General features: G+C 73.4%; 17 protein-coding genes, 1 tRNA gene and 1 pseudogene. 13 read left to right on the top strand and 6 right to left on the bottom strand.

Annotated features, from left to right (window positions below; translation table 11 throughout):
* The first annotated feature begins 100 nt into the window (after positions 1-100).
* Complete coding sequence (locus tag I3F58_RS13050; protein WP_240108520.1) at positions 101-1,288, top strand: DNA cytosine methyltransferase; 1,188 nt, start codon at positions 101-103, stop codon at positions 1,286-1,288.
* Here I3F58_RS13050 and I3F58_RS13045 read toward each other — a convergent pair whose 3' ends face one another.
* The 3 genes from I3F58_RS13045 to I3F58_RS13035 form a co-directional block, all read right to left on the bottom strand.
* Entirely contained in the window at positions 1,289-1,789 is a 501-nt protein-coding gene (locus I3F58_RS13045; protein WP_275678472.1) for a very short patch repair endonuclease, read from the bottom strand.
* Positions 1,790-1,866: 77 nt separating this feature from the next.
* A complete protein-coding gene (locus tag I3F58_RS13040) occupies positions 1,867-2,859 on the bottom strand; it encodes a NaeI family type II restriction endonuclease (RefSeq protein ID WP_308355000.1) in 993 nt (330 codons plus the stop codon).
* 111 nt (positions 2,860-2,970) lie between these two features.
* The gene (locus tag I3F58_RS13035) at positions 2,971-3,990 is read right to left on the bottom strand and encodes an SEC-C domain-containing protein (RefSeq protein WP_240108519.1); all 1,020 of its coding nucleotides are present in this window, start codon (positions 3,988-3,990) and stop codon (positions 2,971-2,973) included.
* Positions 3,991-4,093: 103 nt separating this feature from the next.
* Here I3F58_RS13035 and I3F58_RS13030 point away from each other — a divergent pair, with 103 nt between their 5' ends.
* From I3F58_RS13030 to I3F58_RS13020, 3 genes are all read left to right on the top strand, one after another.
* Positions 4,094-4,432 (top strand): DUF6412 domain-containing protein, encoded by a 339-nt coding sequence (locus tag I3F58_RS13030; protein WP_374207962.1) that lies wholly within the window; start codon positions 4,094-4,096, stop codon positions 4,430-4,432.
* Positions 4,433-4,520: 88 nt separating this feature from the next.
* On the top strand, positions 4,521-5,189 hold the full coding sequence (locus I3F58_RS13025) for a YidC/Oxa1 family membrane protein insertase (protein ID WP_240108518.1): 669 nt from the start codon (positions 4,521-4,523) through the stop codon (positions 5,187-5,189).
* Between the two features lie 102 nt (positions 5,190-5,291).
* Positions 5,292-6,149: a fumarylacetoacetate hydrolase family protein gene (locus I3F58_RS13020; protein WP_240108517.1), complete on the top strand. Its 858-nt coding sequence runs from the start codon at positions 5,292-5,294 to the stop codon at positions 6,147-6,149.
* A gap of 15 nt (positions 6,150-6,164) precedes the next feature.
* Here the strand turns inward: I3F58_RS13020 and I3F58_RS13015 are convergent, their stop codons facing one another.
* Positions 6,165-7,259, bottom strand: coding sequence for a Gfo/Idh/MocA family oxidoreductase (locus I3F58_RS13015; protein ID WP_240108516.1), 1,095 nt, complete (start codon positions 7,257-7,259; stop codon positions 6,165-6,167).
* A 139-nt stretch (positions 7,260-7,398) separates the two neighbouring features.
* Between I3F58_RS13015 and I3F58_RS13010 the strand changes: the two genes are divergently transcribed.
* The 5 genes from I3F58_RS13010 (at position 7,399) to I3F58_RS12990 (ending at position 12,798) form a co-directional block, all read left to right on the top strand.
* Entirely contained in the window at positions 7,399-8,154 is a 756-nt protein-coding gene (locus tag I3F58_RS13010; RefSeq protein WP_240108515.1) for a hypothetical protein, read from the top strand.
* Positions 8,155-8,230: 76 nt separating this feature from the next.
* On the top strand, positions 8,231-9,001 hold the full coding sequence (locus tag I3F58_RS13005; RefSeq protein WP_240108514.1) for a GntR family transcriptional regulator: 771 nt from the start codon (positions 8,231-8,233) through the stop codon (positions 8,999-9,001).
* 131 nt (positions 9,002-9,132) lie between these two features.
* Positions 9,133-10,254 (top strand): TIGR03364 family FAD-dependent oxidoreductase, encoded by a 1,122-nt coding sequence (locus I3F58_RS13000; RefSeq protein ID WP_240108513.1) that lies wholly within the window; start codon positions 9,133-9,135, stop codon positions 10,252-10,254.
* 4 nt (positions 10,255-10,258) lie between these two features.
* Positions 10,259-10,939, top strand: a complete 681-nt coding sequence (locus I3F58_RS12995; protein ID WP_308354999.1) for a phosphonatase-like hydrolase — start codon at positions 10,259-10,261, stop codon at positions 10,937-10,939.
* A gap of 302 nt (positions 10,940-11,241) precedes the next feature.
* Entirely contained in the window at positions 11,242-12,798 is a 1,557-nt protein-coding gene (locus tag I3F58_RS12990) for an alkaline phosphatase family protein (RefSeq protein ID WP_240108512.1), read from the top strand.
* A 2-nt stretch (positions 12,799-12,800) separates the two neighbouring features.
* On the opposite strand, the gene I3F58_RS12985 is transcribed toward I3F58_RS12990, so the two are convergent.
* Positions 12,801-13,580: an HAD-IIA family hydrolase gene (locus I3F58_RS12985; protein WP_240108511.1), complete on the bottom strand. Its 780-nt coding sequence runs from the start codon at positions 13,578-13,580 to the stop codon at positions 12,801-12,803.
* A gap of 243 nt (positions 13,581-13,823) precedes the next feature.
* Between I3F58_RS12985 and I3F58_RS12980 the strand changes: the two genes are divergently transcribed.
* The gene (locus I3F58_RS12980) at positions 13,824-14,471 is read left to right on the top strand and encodes a hypothetical protein (protein WP_240108510.1); all 648 of its coding nucleotides are present in this window, start codon (positions 13,824-13,826) and stop codon (positions 14,469-14,471) included.
* Positions 14,472-14,746: 275 nt separating this feature from the next.
* A complete protein-coding gene (locus I3F58_RS12975) occupies positions 14,747-14,947 on the top strand; it encodes a hypothetical protein (protein WP_240108509.1) in 201 nt (66 codons plus the stop codon).
* A 59-nt stretch (positions 14,948-15,006) separates the two neighbouring features.
* On the opposite strand, the gene I3F58_RS12970 is transcribed toward I3F58_RS12975, so the two are convergent.
* Positions 15,007-15,083: transfer RNA gene (locus I3F58_RS12970), tRNA-Lys, on the bottom strand.
* 256 nt (positions 15,084-15,339) lie between these two features.
* Between I3F58_RS12970 and I3F58_RS12965 the strand changes: the two genes are divergently transcribed.
* The gene (locus I3F58_RS12965) at positions 15,340-16,656 is read left to right on the top strand and encodes a peptidoglycan-binding protein (protein ID WP_240108589.1); all 1,317 of its coding nucleotides are present in this window, start codon (positions 15,340-15,342) and stop codon (positions 16,654-16,656) included.
* Positions 16,657-17,597: 941 nt separating this feature from the next.
* Positions 17,598-18,019: pseudogene (locus I3F58_RS12960) on the top strand (hypothetical protein); the annotation flags it as partial.

Raw genomic sequence — 18,019 nt, 5'->3', positions numbered from 1 at the left:
GGATGCCGCACACTGGTGGGGCGTTGTCAGTGGGGTCTGTCACTCTCTGTGATGACTGGTGGGCAAGGCGCCAGCGAGGTACGTGTTCGAAGGAGGGTGCATGACCAGCACTGAGGCGGAGTTCACTTCAATCGAGATCTGCGCTGGAGCCGGCGGACAGGCCATCGGGCTGCATGCGGCCGGGTTCAGGCATCTCGCGCTCGTGGAGATCGACAAGCACGCGGCGGAAACGCTGCGTCTGAACATCGAATCACGGGAGAAGTGGGCGTGGGAGAAGGAGAACTGCGCCCTCCTGGGCAAGGACGTCAATCTCTTCGACCCGGAGAAGGACGTCAGGAAGGAAGGTCAGCAGCTTCTGCGCGGGGAGCTCGACCTGCTGGCCGGCGGCGTGCCCTGCCCGCCTTTCTCCCATGCGGGCAAGCAGCTCGGGAAGGACGACGAACGTGACCTCTTCCCCAAGATGCTCGACCTGGTCACCGAACTCAGGCCCCGGGCTGTCATGATCGAGAACGTACGCGGGGTCCTGGACCCGAAGTTCTCCGACTACCGGGACTGGATCCAGGCGACGCTTCAGGGGGGTTCGTACCGTGAGGAGGACGGCACAGTCGTCGAACTGTGCGGGATCGGGTACACCGTGTGCAAGTGGGGCCTTCTGGAGGCCAGTGACTTCGGCGTACCGCAGCTTCGCCCGCGGGCGATCCTTGTTGCGATTCGCGACGACGTCCTCAAGGACGTGAAGTACGAGTGGCCGACACCCACGCATGAGGAGCCGGTGAGCGTGGCCGAGGCGCTCAAGGAGACGATGCGGGCCCGGTACGCCGCGTTCTTCGAGGGACCGCGGGGCCAGGAGGCGCGCGCGGCCTACGAGCGCTGGTACAAGAAGGCGACAGAGCGGGACCAGGAGCTGAAGGGCAAGGGCGGCGGTATCGCCCCGACTCTCGTGGGCGGCTCGAAGAAGCACGGCGGGGCGGACCTGGGCCCGAGCCGGGCCAAGGCGGCGTGGAAGCAGCTGGGCGTCTCCGGGATGGGCGTGGCCAACGACATCGCGACGTGCGAGAGGAAGGGCTCCGAGGGCCGCGACCTCTTCGGCCCCGACGGCCCGATGCTCACCGTTGAGCAGGCGGCGATCATCCAGGGCTTCCCGGAGGACTGGATCTTCGACGGCGGGAAGACGGCACAGTACCGTCAGGTGGGCAATGCCTTCCCGCCTCCGGTCGCTGAGGCAGTCGGCATCTCGATCATGGAAGTGCTGAAGGCTGCCCGGGAGCGGGACGCTCAGCAGTCCTGATCATGCTCGCGCCCGTCGCGTCGTGCCCGTGCTCTCTGCACGGGCACGACGCTTTCTGACTTCTGCTGCGATGCGCGCAGCGCATTCCGCAGACGGTTCGTGCTCCCAGAACCGGAGCACAGTCCACCCGGCATCCTTCAGCCGCTCGTCGGTGTCCCTGTCGCGGGCCATGTTCCGGGCGACTTTGTCCGACCAGTACGCCGGATTCGTTTTCGGGGGTACGTAGTGCTCGGGGCAGCCGTGCCAGTAACAGCCGTCGATGAAAACCGCCAGCTTCACCGGCCGGAAGACGATGTCCGCGGTCCGTCGCAGGCCAGGGAGCGGCTTGGCTGCCACCCGGTACCGCAGCCCCTGCGCATGGAGCAACCGCCGGACCAGTTGCTCCGGCTTGGTGTCCCGGCTGCGGATCGCCTGCATGTTCCGCCGCCGGGCTGCTGACGAGGCCCAGGAGCCCTCTGGCGGTGACCAGGCGGCTGCGGGGGCTTCGTCTTCCTGGGGCATCACGGCGCCGTCCTCCAACTACCAGACTGCCAGGGCGTAGGACACCCTTTCACGCAGCACGACCCCGGCTCCACGCTCTACTTCTTGTAGGAGGGGAGAGCCGGGGCGGGAACCGTCGGATCGTCTGGCGAGGCGCACGTCCACGTCGCGCCGTCCAGGATGACTGCGTTGCGAGCTCCCTCCTGCGAAGGCAGCTGCACAACCCGCGTACTGACGAACTCGCCTTCCCGGGGCACGGGGATGCCCAGAGCGGCGGCGATGCGCCGGTCGCTCTCGTAGTCACCCAGGATGATGATGCCTTCAGGCCTGAGTGCTGACCGGGAGCCGCCGTTGTTACGGACGCGCTTCATGTAGTCCTTCTGCTGGGCCACCGTACGCACCACATTGCGCCCGATGCGGCGGTTCTGCACACGACGGAAGAGTTCGTTGAGGCGGGCCTGACCTGACGTGTACGAGAAGACGGCCTCGCGGTCGTGGGCAGACATGTGCAGGAGCACGTTCTCGGGCAGCTCCGCATCGTGCCAGAGCCAGGCGATCCTGTTGCGGTGCTCGGCCTTTATCGTTGTCTTGAGGTCACGGTTGTTTCCGCCGTTCAGGTACTCGCTGGAAACGCGGAAGAGGCCGGCCCGCCACCGCGTCTTCTCGTCGCTGGCCCAGACCAGCAGGCACACGTGCCCCCGGGCCTCGGGCGGAATCATCCAGCTCCCGAACTGCTGCGAGTACTTGCAGTCGACGTCGATCCCGGAGATCAGGTAATCCATGTCGATTCCGTCATCGAACCTGAACTCGCGCTGCAGATTGATCTCGACGAGAGTGCCCGCGTGGGTCCTCTCGGTCTTGAGGAGCGTGTTCCAGTCGTACCTTCCGGTCACTTCACCGTTGAGGAGCTGGTCGATGGTGTCCCGCAGCACCCGGGCGAACCGCTCGCCTGTGGGGTCCAGCTGCCGGAGGCGTGCATAGACCGCAGCCATGTCCTGATCCTCTTCAAGCAGCTTCTCGGTCTGCACGATCAGGGCCTGGGGAAGCGGGGCATGGATGTTCCCCGCAGCGGTGATGTCGAAAGGGAGCAACAGGTGATCCTCTCCATCAGATGCTCGCGTGGCAGGCCTGCCAGGCACGCTTAAGTAAACGATCATCGCGTCCGGACGGTTCCAGGCGAGCGGGCGCCACGGGGCCAGGCCCTACGTCCGGGCCTCCCCGTGACACTCCCCATAAGCCGCCCCCGAGCCGCACCAGCAGGGGGAGGTCCGGGCCGGGGGCCAGGGGGTGGCGTGGCCTCGGGCGGCGAGGGTGGTGGCGTACTGGGGGAGGAGGGCCGGGTTGGCGGGGGGCGTGGATTCGGAGGCGGCGAAGGCCTCGTAGGAGGGGACCGTGCCGCGGACGATGCCGAGGTTGGGGGTGCCGGCGGCGGCCAGTTCGCGGAGGGAGGCCTCCAGGTCGGTGAGGTGGGCCTGGTAGGTGGGGTACTCGCGTTCCAGCTCGGGGTAGGACGCGACCAGTTCGGTCAGCTCCGCCTCCGGCCAGTGCAGGACCGCGACCGGGAACGGGCGGCTCAGCGCCGTGCGGTACGTGCCCAGTTCGCTGCGGAGGCGGGTGATCTCCTCCTGGAGTTCCGCCGGGTCCGACGAGCCCAGGGCCCAGGTGCGTTTCGGGTCGTGGAGGTCGTCCAGGGGGACGTCGCCACGGTGGAGGCGGTCCGCCAGCATGTCCCAGTCGTCGTGGGGGAGCGCCAGCATGCGGCGGACCCGGTGGCGGCCGGTGAGGAGGGACTGGGTGGGGTAGGAGACCTCGTCGTCGGACAGGGGGTGGGGGGCCAGGGCTTCCGCCGCTGTGGTGAAGGCGGCCTCGGAGTCCGCCAGCTCGTCGTGGGCCTCCAGGGTCTCCGCGATGATCTCCCAGGCCGCCGCGTCCGTGGGGGCCAGCACGCGCAGGCCCTCGATGATCGCCTTCGCCTCCGCCTCGTGGCCGTACTCCCACAGGTTCGCCGCCTTCAGGGCCCGGATCAGAGCCGGGTTCTCCGGGGCGGGGGGAACCGACAGCAGCGTGTCGTAGAGCGTGGTCGCCCGGGCGCGGTCGCCCGCCAGTTCCAGGTGTGCGGCGGCCCGGAGGAACAGTGGCTCGCGGTCCTCGGGGTACTGCTCCGCGGTGCGCAGCAGGCGCTCGGCTTCGTTCGTGTGGTCGGCAGGCGTGTCGAGGCGCATGGGGAACACCGTACTGCCGTACGGCTCGGCGCAGGTCGTGCGGTGTACGGTGGGGGCGGCTCTGTGAGGGTGGGATGACAGAGGTGGATCGAGAGGGGGACTCGTGCGTTACCTGTTCGAGGCGCTGAGTGAGCGTGTCGCGGGTGTGCTGCCGGGTGTCCTGTCCGTTCTCCTCCTCCTCGGTGTCCTGGGGTTCTCCGGGGCTGACGGGGTCTCCCCGCTCTCCTCCGTCCTCGCGGTGGGCGCCGCCGCCGCCGGGCTTCTCGCCTGTGCCGTGGCCAGCGTCCTCGCCGCGCCCGCCGTGCCGCCCGCCTGGGTGCGCACCGCCCTGCGCGACCGCGCCCGGCGCACCGCCTTCCTGCCCCAACGCGACCCGGATGCGCGCGGGCGCCGTCGTCCCCGCGCCCCCGGCCGGCCGTCGCCGGCGGCCGTCGTGGCGTAGGGCTCTTCCCGCCTGCCCCTTCTGCGGTGTCTCCGTCGGCTCTGGGTTCTTCTGTGACCTTTTGCGGCTGGAATGTTGAGGGCTTGTCTTGTCTGTTTTCGTTGCGTTCTTCGGGTGGGCCGCGCAGGGTGTTCCCGCCGGTCTCGTCGTCGTACTTCTGACCGCCGCCGTGCGGGGGCTTCTGCTACCGCTCTCGGTGGCCTCCGCCCGCGGGCAGCGGGAGCGTGCCCGGCTCGCTCCCCGGATCGCCGAGCTGCGGAGGAAGCACGCGCGTGATCCCGAGCGGCTGCAGCGTGCCGTTCTCGACCTGCACACGCGGGAGAAGGTCTCGCCGCTGGCCGGGTGTCTCCCGGGACTTCTCCAGATTCCTGTCTTCTTCGTCCTGTATCAGGCCTTCTCGGAGGAGGGGATCGCTGAGGGGTACTCCGTCTTCGGGGTCTCCCTCGGTGCCCGGTGGGCGGATGTTCTGGGCGCGGGCGGGTTCTTCGGGGGCGGCGGGGTCTTCTACCTGGCCCTGTTCGCCGTCGTCGCCGCCGTCGCCACCTGTACGTACCGGAGCACCCGGGTCCGGATGGGCGCCGTTCCGGCGGATGGCGACGTGCCCGGCATGGGGGCGATGGTGAAGGTGATGCCCCTGCTGTCGTTCGCGACGCTGGTGACCGTCGCCGTCGTGCCGCTCGCCGCCGCGCTGTACGTCGTGACCAGCACGACGTGGACCGCGGCGGAGCGGGCCGTGCTCTACCGGTCCAGTACGTGAACAGGGTCTTGCGGGCCGTTTCCCGCTCTTGGAGGATCAACCAAACCTTCCGATGGCCGCACTCCATCGGCCGGGGCTCACCTCGACCACTGGGAGAAGACCATGAAGCTGCTGCGTGTCGGTCCGGCGGGTGCCGAACGTCCCGCCCTGCTGGATCAGGGCGGGGTCCTGCGGGACCTGTCCGCCCTCGTCGACGACGTCGACGGGCGGCTGCTGTCGGACGCCTCCGCCCTCGCGCGCGTACGGGCGGCTGCCGCGGCCGGTGTGCTGCCCGCGCTCGACGCCACCGGGATGCGGGTCGGCGCGCCTGTCGGGCGGATCGGCAAGGTCGTCTGCATCGGGCTCAACTATCACGATCACGCCCGGGAGGCCGGCGCCCGGACGCCTGCCGAGCCGGTCGTGTTCCTGAAAGCCGCCGACACCGTGGTCGGGCCGCACGACACCGTGCTCGTGCCGCGCGGCAGCCGCAAGACCGACTGGGAGGTCGAGCTGGCCGTCGTCATCGGGCGCACGGCCCGGTACGTCGGCTCGGCGGAGGAGGGGATCGCCCATGTCGCCGGGTACGCCGTCGCCCACGACGTGTCCGAGCGCGAGTTCCAGATCGAGCGCGGCGGCACCTGGGACAAGGGCAAGAACTGCGAGACCTTCAACCCGCTGGGGCCCTGGCTGGTCACCGCCGACGAGGTCGGGGATCCGCAGGCGCTCGGCTTGCGGCTGTGGGTCAACGGGGAGCTGAAGCAGGACGGCAACACGGGCGAGCAGATCTTCCCCGTCGGCGAGGTCGTCCGTTATGTCAGCCAGTTCATGACGCTCCACCCGGGCGACGTCATCAACACCGGCACGCCCGCCGGGGTCGCCATGGGGCGGCCCGAGCCCAGGCCGTACCTCCGCGCCGGTGACGTCGTGGAGCTGGAGGTCGACGGGCTCGGGCGCCAGCGGCAGGAACTGAAGGACGCCTGAGCGGGCGACCCGGACTCAGATGAGCGACACCGTCACGCCCTCGTGGGACGAGCGGCGTGCGGCCTCCAGGATCTCCAGGGCCGCCGCCGCCTCCCCGGCCGTCACCGGCGGAGGCGTGCCGTCCCGCAGCGCCGCGGCGATCGAGGCGTAGTACGAGGGGTACGCGCCCGGCAGTGTCGGCACCGGGCGGCTCCACGCGTCCTCCGACGGCTCCACGCCCGCGCCGAGCGTGCCCCACAGGGCCTCCGGCTCCACACCCCACGCCCCGCCGTCGCCGCCCGGGCGCAGCCCGCTCCGCAGCGCGGCCTCCTGCGGGTCCAGGCCGTACTTCACGTACCCCGCCTCGGAGCCCAGCACCCTGAAACGCGGGCCCAGCCGGGAGGCCGTCGCGCTCACGTACAGGTGGGAGCGCACCCCGCTCGCGTGCGTCAGCGCGATGAACGTGTCGTCGTCCGCCGCCGCGCCGGGGCGCCGTACGTCCGCCTCCGCGTACACCCGTACCGCCGGGCCGAACAGCACCAGCGCCTGGTCCACGAGATGGCTGCCCAGGTCGTACAGCAGGCCGCCGATCTCCTCGGGCGCGCCCGACTCCCGCCAGCCGCCCTTCGGCCGCGGACGCCAGCGCTCGAAGCGGGACTCGAAGCGCCGGACCTCGCCCAGCTCCCCGGCCTCCAGCAGCGCCCGCAGGGTCAGGAAGTCGTTGTCCCAGCGGCGGTTCTGGAAGACCGAGAGGAGGAGGTTCCGCTTCGCCGCCAGGTCCGCCAGGTCGCGCGCCTCCGCCGCCGTGCCCGCCACCGGCTTGTCCACCACCACCGGCAGGCCCGCCTCCAGTGCCGCCTTCGCCAGCGGGACGTGCGTCCTGTTCGGGGATGCCACCACGATCAGGTCCAGCTCGGCGGCGCGGGACCACAGCTCGTCGGGCGTCGCGGCCAGACGGACACCCGGGTGCTCCTCGGCCGCCCGCGCGCGGCGCTCCTCGTTCGACGTGACGACCGTGTCCAGGGCCAGGCCCTCGGTCGTGGCGATCAGCGGCGCGTGGAAGACCGAACCGGCCAGGCCGTAGCCGATCAGGCCGACCCGGAGGGCGGGGGAGGAGGTGGGTGCGCTCATGGGAGTACTCAATCAACGCGTCCGCGGATGCGGCAAGCCGGTGACGGCGGCCGCGGAGCGTTGCCCGATCGGGGGGTGGCTGCGGGCCGTCTGGGCGTTCCGGCAGGCGGGCCCGGGGCCGTACCTGTGGAGTGGAGACATGCGTACGGGAGTGGGGACGCGGCTTGTCCGGTGCGGCGCGGTGCTCGCCGGGGGCGCCCTTCTGGTGCTCGCGGGTGCCCCGGCGGGCCAGGGGAGAGAGCCGCGGTGCGGTGGGGACGGGGGCGGTGGCACCGGGTTCCCGATCCGCACGCGGATCGTGGGCGGGCCCGCCGTGTACCTGCCCGGGGAGGGGGCCCGGGAGTGGTACGTCGAGTTGAGCAACACCACCGGGGCGGAGTGCCGCAGCGTGCACCCCGTCATCGTGTTGAGCGATCGGGCGGGGGTGCTGGGCGCGGACCAGGTGCGGCTGGAGTTCGCGGAGCCGGGTGCCGGGCGGGGCGGGCCGTGGCCCGTGCGGGTCGAGGAGACGGAGGCGTACGAGGTGGTGGGGGTTCTCGATCACGACGGGTTCGCCGGGTTCACCGTGCCGCCGGGCGGAACCGTCCGGGTGCCTGTGCGGCTGGGTTTCGCGGCCGGTGCCGAGCCGGGGGCGGTGACCGCGAACGCCGCCGTCGTGCAGCGGCGGGGGGACGACGGGGACTGGGTGGGGGAGTCCGGTGACTACCGGTTCGCGGTGGGGGCGGAGGCGGAGTCGGCGCCCTCGGCTCCGGCGACGGCCGAGCCCGGCCGGCTGGCCCGGACCGGGGGCGGAGGTTCCGCGGCCGGGCCGCTGGCGGTGGCGGCGGCTGTGGCCGCGGGGGCCGGGGCGGGTGCGGTGGCGGTGGGGCGGTGGACGCGGCGCAGGTGGGGGTAGGGTCCCCGCTCCCGCCTCTTCCCGGCTCGCGGCCCTCGGCGGCGGTCGAGCCGCCGCGTCTGCCAGGATCCTCACCGTGGACCCGCGCGACCGACCTCCGTACGACTCCGACCCCGGCGCCCCCGTCCGCGCCGGAATCCCCGAGCACGGGCGTGTGCCCAAGTACTACGCCGTCAAGGCGCAGCTCGTCGCGCTGATCGACGAGCTGAGCGAAGGCGCCGCGCTGCCCACCGAGCGTGATCTCGCCATCCGCTGCCGGGTGTCCCGCGAGACCGTCCGCCAGGCCCTGCGCGAGCTGCTGCTGGAGGGGCGGCTGCGCCGCCGGGGCAGGGGCACCGTCGTCGCCGGGCCCAAGCTGGAGCAGCCGTTGTCGCTCGCCAGCTACACCGAAGGGGTGCGCCTGCAGGGGAGGCGGCCCGGCCGCAGCCTCATCGGGCTGGACCGGCTGGCCGCCTCCGGGGCGCTCGCGGCCGGACTGGACGTCCCGGAAGGCGCATCCGTCTGGCACATGGAGCGCGTGCTGCTCGCGGACGACGAGCGCGTCGGGCTGGAGAGCACGTACATCGCCGTCGCCCGCGCCCCGCGCCTCGACGCCGAGTTCGACCCGGACTCGTCCTTCTACGGGTACCTCCGCGAGCGCCTCGGCCTCGCGCTCGGGGACGCCGAGGAGCGCGTCGAGACCGTCCTCGCCACACCCCGCGAGGCCCTGCTCATCGGCACCCCGCCCGCGCTGCCCATGCTGCTGCTCCACCGGCTCTCCCGGGACACCGGCCGCCGGCCGCTCGAACGGGTCCGCACCCTCTACCGCGGCGACCGCTTCAGCTTCACCACGCGGCTCGACGGCTGAATCGCGCGCGTGCACCCCGACCCCGGACATCACGAGAACATAACGGGTCTAGGCCAGGTTTGGCGGCGCGTTCACCGCCCCGTCGTCCACCCGATCCGGCCGGGACACCCCGCCCCCGGACCGTCTACGGCGTGGAGAACACGCGAGTCGTCATCGTCGGCGCCGGAGTCCTCGGCACCCTGCACGCCTGGCACGCCCTGGAGCGTGGTCACGAGGTCGTGCACATCGAGCGGGAGCGCGAGGCCCGGGGTGCCTCCCTCCGGAACTTCGGCCAGGTCTGGGTCAGCGGCCGTGCGCGGGGCGCCGAACTGGAAACCGCCCTGCGGTCCCGGGAGCTGTGGGAGGAGATCGGCGCCCGTGTCCCCGCCCTGGGCTTCCGGGCCAACGGGTCCCTCACCCTCCTCCGTACGGATCCGGAGGTCTCCGTCGCGGAGAGCGCCGCCGCCCGGCCCGACGCCGCCGCCCGCGGTCTCACGCTGCTCACCGCCGCCGAGGCCCGCGCCCTCAACCCCGCCCTGCGCGGCGAGTTCACCGCCGCCCTGCACTGCGCCAGGGACGCCGCCGTCGAACCCCGCACCGCCCAGCTCGCCCTGCGCGAGGCCCTCCTCGCCACCGGGCGCTACACCTTCCTCCCCGGGCGGGAGGTGCGGGACCTCGTGGGCGAGCACGGCGTCCGCGACGACCACGGCGACACCCACACCGGCGACGCCGTCGTCCTGTGCACCGGCGCCTGGCTCGGCGGGCTCGTCCGCGAGATCGCCGGGGAGATCCCCGTCCGGCGCGTCCGCCTCCAGATGATGCAGACCGCCCCGCTCGGTGAGCCGCTCACCACCTCCGTGGCCGACGCCGACTCCTTCCGCTACTACCCCGCGTACGACTCCGCGCCGCTCGACGCCGGACAGCCGCAGGAACCCGTCGCCGCCGCCCACCACATGCAGCTCCTCATGGTCCAGCGGCTCGACGGCGGGCTCACCGTCGGGGACACCCACGAGTACGGACAGCCGTTCCCGTTCGACACGGGCGAGGAGCCGTACGAGTACCTCGTCCGGGTCGTCGAGCGGCTCCTCGGGCGGCCCGCCCCGCCCGTCCGCCGCCGCTGGGCCGGGGTGTACGCGCAGTGCGTCGACCCCGCCCGTGTCGTCCACCGCCAGCGCGTCCGCGACGGGGTATGGCTGGTGACCGGGCCCGGCGGGCGGGGAATGACCTGCGCGCCCGCCGTCGCCGAAGCCACCGCGAACGAACTGGGCTGGTGAACCCGTGCGTCACAGGAACCTCGTCGTGCTCGACATGGCCGGGACCACCGTCTCCGACGGAGGGCTCGTCGAGAGCGCCTTCGCCGCCGCCGCGCGCCGCCTCGGGGCGGACCCCGAGCCGATGCTCCCGCATGTCCGCGCCACCATGGGCGAGTCCAAGATCTCTGTCTTCCGGCACCTCTTCGGCGGTGACGAGACGCTCGCCCGGCGGGCCACCGCCGCCTTCGAGGCGGCGTACGGAGAGCTGGTCACCACCGGGGCCGTCGCGCCCGTCCCCGGTGCCGCCGACACCATCCGGGCCCTCCAGGAGCAGGGCCGTACCGTCGCCCTCACCACCGGGTTCGCCCGTGTCACCCAGGACGCCCTGCTGGACGCCCTCGGCTGGCGCGGCCTGCCCGACCTCACCCTCTGCCCGGCCGACGCGGGCGGGCGCGGCCGCCCGTACCCCGACATGGTCCTCGCGGCCCTGCTCCGCACCGGCGCCGTCGACGACGTCCGGCACATCACGGTCGCCGGGGACACCGCCTACGACATGCTCAGCGGCGTGCGCGCGGGCGCCGGGCTCGTCGCGGGCGTCCTCACCGGCGCCCACGACCGGGAGCGGCTCGCCGCGCACGGAGCCACGCACATCCTCGGATCGGTCACCGAACTGCCCGACGCCGTGGACGAGGCCGAGGCGCGGTGAGCGGCATCCGCTTCGACGGCGCGTCCGTCACGTACGGCGGCGCCGCCGCCCTCGGCGCCTCCGGCCCGACGGCCGGGCACGGCCAGGCCCGGCCGGACACGCCGAGCGGCACCGGGCGGACGCCGACGAGAACCCGACCGTGCGCGTCGGGACCCGGATCCGTCACCGGCAGTTGAACGGAACGCAGCCGCAGCATCTCTGATGCACCGTCAGAAATTCACCCCACGTCCCTGGCATCCGCCGCCCCCCGCCGCGACCATGACGCCTGGCCCCGGCCACCCGACCCCCTCCAGGAGGAACCCGTGCCGCATCCGAACGGAACCGGCCCGTCCCGCCGCACCGTCCTCACGACGGCCACCGCCGCCGCCCTCGCCGCCACCGGCACCCTCGCCACCGGCACAGCCGCCCAGGCCGCCACCGCCGCCGTCCCGTCCCTCCCCGAAGGCGTCAGCCGGGACAAGGTCCTGGTCGTCGGCATGGACGGCCTCCGGCACGACCTCGTCGACACCGCCGACGCCCCCCGCCTCAAGGGCATGCGCGCGAGCGGCACGTACGGCACGTCCCTCCTCTACGCCAAGCCGATGGCCGCCACCTCCTCCGGCCCCGGCTGGTCGACGGTCTCGACGGGTGTCTGGCCCGACAAGCACGGCGTGCGGGACAACTCCTTCTCCGGCCGGGACTACGGCCGCTACCCCGGCTTCCTGGCCCGCCTCCACCAGGTGCGCCCCGAGCTCTCCCTCTTCGCCGCCGTCGACTGGAAGCCCCTGGACACCTACGGCACGGTCACCGCGGGCGCCGACGCCAAGCTGGTCCTGGACGGCGACCGCGACGGATACGTGGGGCACGACGAGACGATCACCGCCACGACGGTCGCGGTCCTCCGCGACCAGAACCCGGACGTGGCCTTCGTCTACCTCGGCAACACCGATGTCGTCGCCCACTCCCACGGCACCGGCAGCCGCTACCTGGACGCGCTGGCCGTCCAGGACCGGCAGCTCGGCCGCATGCTCGACGCCATCGAGGCGCGTCCCGCCCGCGCCGCCGAACGCTGGACCGTCATCGTCTGCACCGACCACGGCCATGTGGACCGGGGCGGTCACGGCGGCAGCAGCATCCAGGAGCGCATGACCTTCGTCCTGGCCACCGGCCCCGGCATCGCGGCGGGCGCCCGCCCGCACGACACCCGCCTCGTCGACGTCGCCGCCACGGTCTTCCACCAGCTCGGCGTGACGCCCGAGCCGTCATGGGAACTGGACGGCCGGCCCGTCCAGCAGCGCACCACGGACCCGTTCGACACCCTGCACGGCTCCCTCACCGGCCGGGCCGACGAGACGGGCATCCCCACCGGGGTCCTCGGCTGGACGCACACCCCGCCCTCCGGCTGGTCCGTCGTCAACAGCGCCATGGGCACGGGCGGGGTCGCCGAGTGGCGCGGCTGGTCGTTCACGACCGACGACTTCTGGAGCCGCACCCACCGCGACCAGTGGCGGGAGCTCAACGTCCGGTCGCGGGGCGTCTTCGCGGTCGCGGACTCCGACGAGTGGGACGACCGGTCCAACTCGGGCTTCTTCGACTCGACGCTGGTGACCCCCGCGTACCGCGTCTCCGGCAGTTCGAGGGTCACCCTCGACTACACCACCCACTACCGCCAGGAGCCCGGCCAGACGGCGAGGATCCTCGCCTCCTTCAACGGCGGCACCCCCGTCGTCGTACGGGAGTACACCTCCGACGTGGTGGCGCAGGCGCAGTCGCTGACGCTCGACGTGCCGCCCGGCGCGTCCTCGGTGAGCTTCCGCTTCCACTACACCGGTCGGAACAACTGGTACTGGGTGGTGGACGGAGTCCGCGTCAGGACCTGACCTCAGATGTAGTCCACCAGGTCGGCGATGGAGTCCTTCACGTGCGTCGGGCGGTACGGGAAGCGGTCGATGTCCGCGGTGGCGGTCAGGCCGGTCAGCACCAGGAACGTCTCCATGCCCGCCTCCAGACCGGCGAGGATGTCGGTGTCCATCCGGTCACCGATCATGGCGCTGGTCTCGGAGTGGGCGCCGATGGCGTTCAGGCCGGTGCGCATCATCAGCGGGTTCGGCTTGCCGACGAAGTACGGCTCCTTGCCGGTCGCCTTGGTGATGAGCGCGGCGACGGCGCCGGTCGCGGGCAGGGCGCCCTCGGCGGAGGGGCCGGTCTCGTCGGGGTTCGTGGCGATGAAACGGGCGCCGTTGTTGATCAGGCGGACCGCCTTCGTCATGGCCTCGAAGGAGTACGTGCGGGTCTCGCCCAGGATCACGAAGTCGGGCTCGGTGTCCGTCAGCACGTACCCGACGTCGTGCAGGGCGGTCGTCAGCCCGGCCTCCCCGATGACGTACGCGGACCCGCCGGGGTGCTGGTCGTCGAGGAACTTGGCGGTGGCCAGCGCCGAGGTCCAGATGTTCTCGACGGGCACGTCGAGCCCGATCCGGCTGAGCCGCGCGTGCAGGTCGCGCGCGGTGTAGATCGAGTTGTTGGTGAGCACGAGGAAGGGGCGCCCAGAGGACTGGAGCTTGTGGATGAACGTGTCCGCGCCCGGCACGGGCACGCCCTCGTGCATCAGGACGCCGTCCATGTCGGTCAGCCAGGACTCGATGGGCTTGCGCTCTGCCATGTGACGGTCTCCTGTACGCAGATGCCTGCTGGGTTCGTCCGCCGGAACGACACTGTGCCGCGACGCGCCCAGCGTATCGAGTGCCCCGCCCCGGGGAGCCGGGGCGGTCGGCCGTACCTCGTTTCTCCGGCCCCCGCCCGCTCTTCCCGTGGGCGCCGGGTCGCTGGTCTGGTGGAACCGGAGCGGGCTCCGGATGCGCCGCCTACCCGCAGGGACGAGGCTTCCTGTACGAGGAGGTTCACCATGCGCTCAGGACTGCTCGCGCTCCGCGTCGGCGCCGTCGCCGCCACCGTCGCCGCAGCCGTCCCGGTCGCGGTCGCCGCCGAGGGCGGCACCGGGGCGCGGGTCACCGCCGCGGTCACCCCCGCGACCGTCGCGCCCGGCGGTGACGTGGACCTCCGGGTGGAGGGGTGCGGAGCAGGCGCGGGAACCGTGCGCTCCCCGGTCTTCGTCGCGGAGGCGGGGCTCTCCGGCAGCACGGACGGCGGCACCCTGCGCGGCGGCACGGCCGTACGGTCCACCGCCGCCCCCGGCGCCTATCCCCTCGCCGTCGACTGCGCCGGCCGGCGGTACGAGGCGGTCGGCACCCTCCGCGTCGGTCTGAGCCCGCCGTCCGGCCCGAGCGCCCCCGCCGACGGCCTCGCCCCCCGGTCGGCCGGGCTTCAGGTCGCCGTGCCGAGCGTCGCCGGGCCGGACGTCGCAGGCCCGAGCGTCGCCGGCCCGGCCGTGCCCGCCGAGCAGGGCCCCGGCACCCGGCACACCGTCATCGGCCTGGTCCTCGCCGCCGTCGCCGCCGTGGCGGTGGCTCTCCGCGGCTCCCGCCGCAAGGGCCCCGACGACAGCGGTGCGGGGACCCCCGCCGGCCGCCGTACGGGCGGCGGCGAGGGCTGAGCCTCCCGGCCGGACGGTCCGTCCGAGGCCTGTACGGGCCGTCGCCCTTGCCCCGCTGAGGCGCGCCGTGGGGCCGGTGCCCACCAGGCGTACGGCCCCCGTGGCGCCGGACGGGCCGAACGGCGGCACCCTCGACCGGGTCCCCCGCACCCGTACAACGAACGTCGTGGTGCCCGCGTACCGACCGCCGTACGCTGACCCCGGCGCCCGTGCGGGGAGGGGTGTCACGACGGCGGTCCACGACGGGGTGGGCCCCCGCAGCCGAGGGGGCGCGGATGTACGGCGGTCGCGGCGCGCGGATGCGTGCGGGAGTCGTCGCGGTGGCGGTGACGGCGGCGCTGCTCGCGGTCGGCTGCACCTCCGGTCCGGGGGGCCCGGACCCCGAGGGCGGGGGGCCGCGCACGGATGTGTCCCCCAGGCACACGGGCACCGGACCGGACGTGTGGGACGGGCGGGCCGTTCCGGAGCCCGAGTGAGGGCGACCTGGATGACAAGACCGAAGGCCCCTCACCTGAGTGAGGGGCCTTCGGTCTCATGGTGCGCCGCCAGGGACTCGAACCCCGGACCCGCTGATTAAGAGTCAGCTGCTCTAACCAACTGAGCTAGCGGCGCGCGCTGACCTGCACAACTCTACCTGACACCGAGGGGTGCTCCTGACCGCCCGGGGTCTCCGGGACTGCTGTCGGCGGTCAGATTTTCGGTTTCTTTTCCGGCGTGGCCCGCCTGTCGGATGGTCGTTTTTTCCCTTTGAACCGTCAAAATGCGTTATGTCAGGACAGTTGAGAGACTGGCGCTCGTGTACCAGTACGGACAGAGCGTGATGAATGTGGAGGGGAACCGTATGGCAACCGTCCAGGTCCCGGCCCAGATCCCAGTCCCGGCTTTCGAGGAGTACGAGCCGGCTGTCGACTGTCCCTGCCCCGGCTGCGCCCGGCAGCGGCGGGAACTCGCCCACCGCCCCGCGGTACGGCTCGGCGGGCCACCGGCGGCGCACGGCGCGCGCCGTGCCCTCGTGCTCGTCACCGCGGCGGGCGTGGTCCTGGGCGGCGGAACCGGCGCGGTGGGCGCGGCGCAGTCGGGCGGCGGCCTGGCGGGCGCCGCTCCCGCCGCCGACACGGGGCCCTCGGTGACCCCGCAGGGCGGCACCTCGGGGCTGCACGGGCGCCCGCACCCGGGGCCCGCCGCCAGCCCGGTGTCCCGGGCCGACCTGCCCCGGACCACCCGCGCGGACATCATCCAGCGGGCGAAGCTCTGGGCCGCGGAAGGCATCCCGTACTCGATGCAGAAGTTCTGGTCGGACGGCTACCGGCAGGACTGCTCCGGCTACATCTCGATGGTCTGGGGCCTCGCGAGCAACGAGTGGACGGGCAGCCTCCAGCGCTTCGCCACCCGGATCGACCGGAAGGACCTCCAGCCCGGAGACATCCTCCTCTTCCACAACGCGGCCAATCCGATCAAGGGCTCACACGTCACGATCTTCGCCGGGTGGACCGACTACCGGCGCACTCACTACGTGGCCTACGAGCAGACCAAGCCCCGGACCCGCAGACAGGTCACGCCGCTGGCCTACTGGAACAACTCCGACAGCTACGTGGCTTACCGCTACAACGGGCTGATCCCCGGCGACGACGGCACCTCCGGCTCCCCGGGCGGCGCGGCCGAGGGGGTGTTCCCCGGGGCGGGGATGTTCGGCCCGGGCAGGTCGAACCAACACGTCACCGAGCTGGGGCGGATGCTGGTCGCCCGGGGGGCCTCGCGCTTCTACCGGGTGGGCCCGGGCCCCCGGTGGGGCGAGGCGGACCGGCGGGCCACGCAGGCGTTCCAGCTGGCGCAGGGCTGGCGCGGCGCGGAGGCGGACGGGCTGCCCGGGGCGCACACCTGGCGCCTGCTGGCGCAAGACCGGGGCCGCGACGTCCCGGCGGAGCCCGGGGCGCCCCGGGCAGCCGTCCCCCCGTTTCCCGGCGCGGGGCATTTCCGGCCCGGCCAGTCGAACCGGCATGTCGAGCAGTTGGGCCGTCAGCTGGTGAAGCACGGCTACGGCAAGCACTACCGGAAGGGCCCCACCCCGCGCTGGGGTGAGGCCGACCGGCGCAACGTCCAGGACTTCCAGCGGGCCCAGGGCTGGCGCGGCGCCGCCGCCGACGGCTACCCGGGCCCGGAGACATGGAGGCGGCTCTTTCGATGACCGACCACGACGACGAGCGTAAGGCCCACACGATGCCCCCGACCCCGCCGACGGACGACACCTCGGCCATCCCGATGGAGGACCTGCCCTTCCCCCCGACCCTGGGGCCGCTGCCGTCGGCGGCGGGCCGCGCGTCGGCGGGCGCCTCGGCGCGCAGGCGCGCTTCCCATGACCCGGCACGGACACCCGCGGGACCTGCGGGGGCGCGTGCCGGGGCAGAGCCTGCCGGTGCCGTGCCGTCCGGGGCGGCGCCCGCGGGCGGGCCGGCTGCCGGAGGCCGGCCGGAGGCGCCGGCCGTACGGGGTGATGTGCCTGGAGGCGTGACGGACGTGCGCGAGCCGGTGCCGGGGGCGCCTGCCGGGGGTGGTGCGGTGCCCGGCGGGCCGGTGAACGGGGGGAGCTCCGGGCGCGGGGCCGTCATGGACTCGCTCGCCGCGGCCGCCTCCGGGGGAGGGGCCGAGCCAGGTACCGCGGCTGCGGCAGAACCCGTACGCGGGGCCGCGCCGGTGCCGTTCGCCGTGGCCGAGCCCGGACGGGAGGCCGGGCCTGGGCCCGCTGCGGAGACACCCGCGGGTTCGGCGGAGGGGCGGGTGCCTGTACGCGGAGATGCGGCGGCGCCGTTCGCCGTGGCCGGGCCGTCCGGTCCGGCCACGGATACACGGGAGGCCGCGTCCCCGGCCGGGTCACCCGCCGGGGACCCGGGTGACCATGGCGCCCCGCGTGCCGGAGACGTCACGTCGGCGGGCGGGTCCGGAGGCGTACGCGGGGCCGGTGCCGAGCCGCCCGCTGCGGGAGGCCCGGGGCGGGAGTCCGGGCGGGTCCCGCGCGAGACGGGCGGGGCCGCGCGGAGTGCTGGGGCCGCGCCCCTGCCTCGGTATCCGTCCTCGGCGGCGGAGGCCGCACCCGGAGGATCCGCCGCGTCGGCGGGCTTGTCCGGAGCCGTGCCCGGGACCGCGGGCCCCGCAGGGCCGGCCACGGTGGAGGCCCCGGGCGGCGGGCGCGAGGTGATCTCGGTGGCCGTGGCCGGGGGGCGGGCGGAGACGCTCGTGCCGCTGGGCGGGCCGCTGACGGAGACCGTCCCGGACTCCGTGCCCCGGCGGCGGGTGACCGCCCTCGCCCGGGTCCCCGCCGAGCTGGCCGACGCCGTGCCCCCGAAAGCGCCCACCACGCCGTCCGCCGAGCGCGGCACCGTCGAGCCCCGGACCGCGCGCCTCAGGCGAACCGAGGCCCGGTCCGCCGGAGCCGTGGCCGCCGGGCCCGTGAACTCCGGGCCCGAGCCCACGGATTCAGGGCCCTCGGCGCCTCGGTCCGCCGGAGCGAGGACCCTCGGTCCCACGCCCGCCGGGCCGCAGCCCGCCCGGAC

It is taken from the genome of Streptomyces sp. MUM 203J, from assembly GCF_022414595.1.
GTDB lineage: Bacteria > Actinomycetota > Actinomycetes > Streptomycetales > Streptomycetaceae > Streptomyces.
The sequence above is the reverse complement of the archived record's forward strand: the minus strand, read 5'-3'. Positions and strand labels throughout refer to the sequence as shown.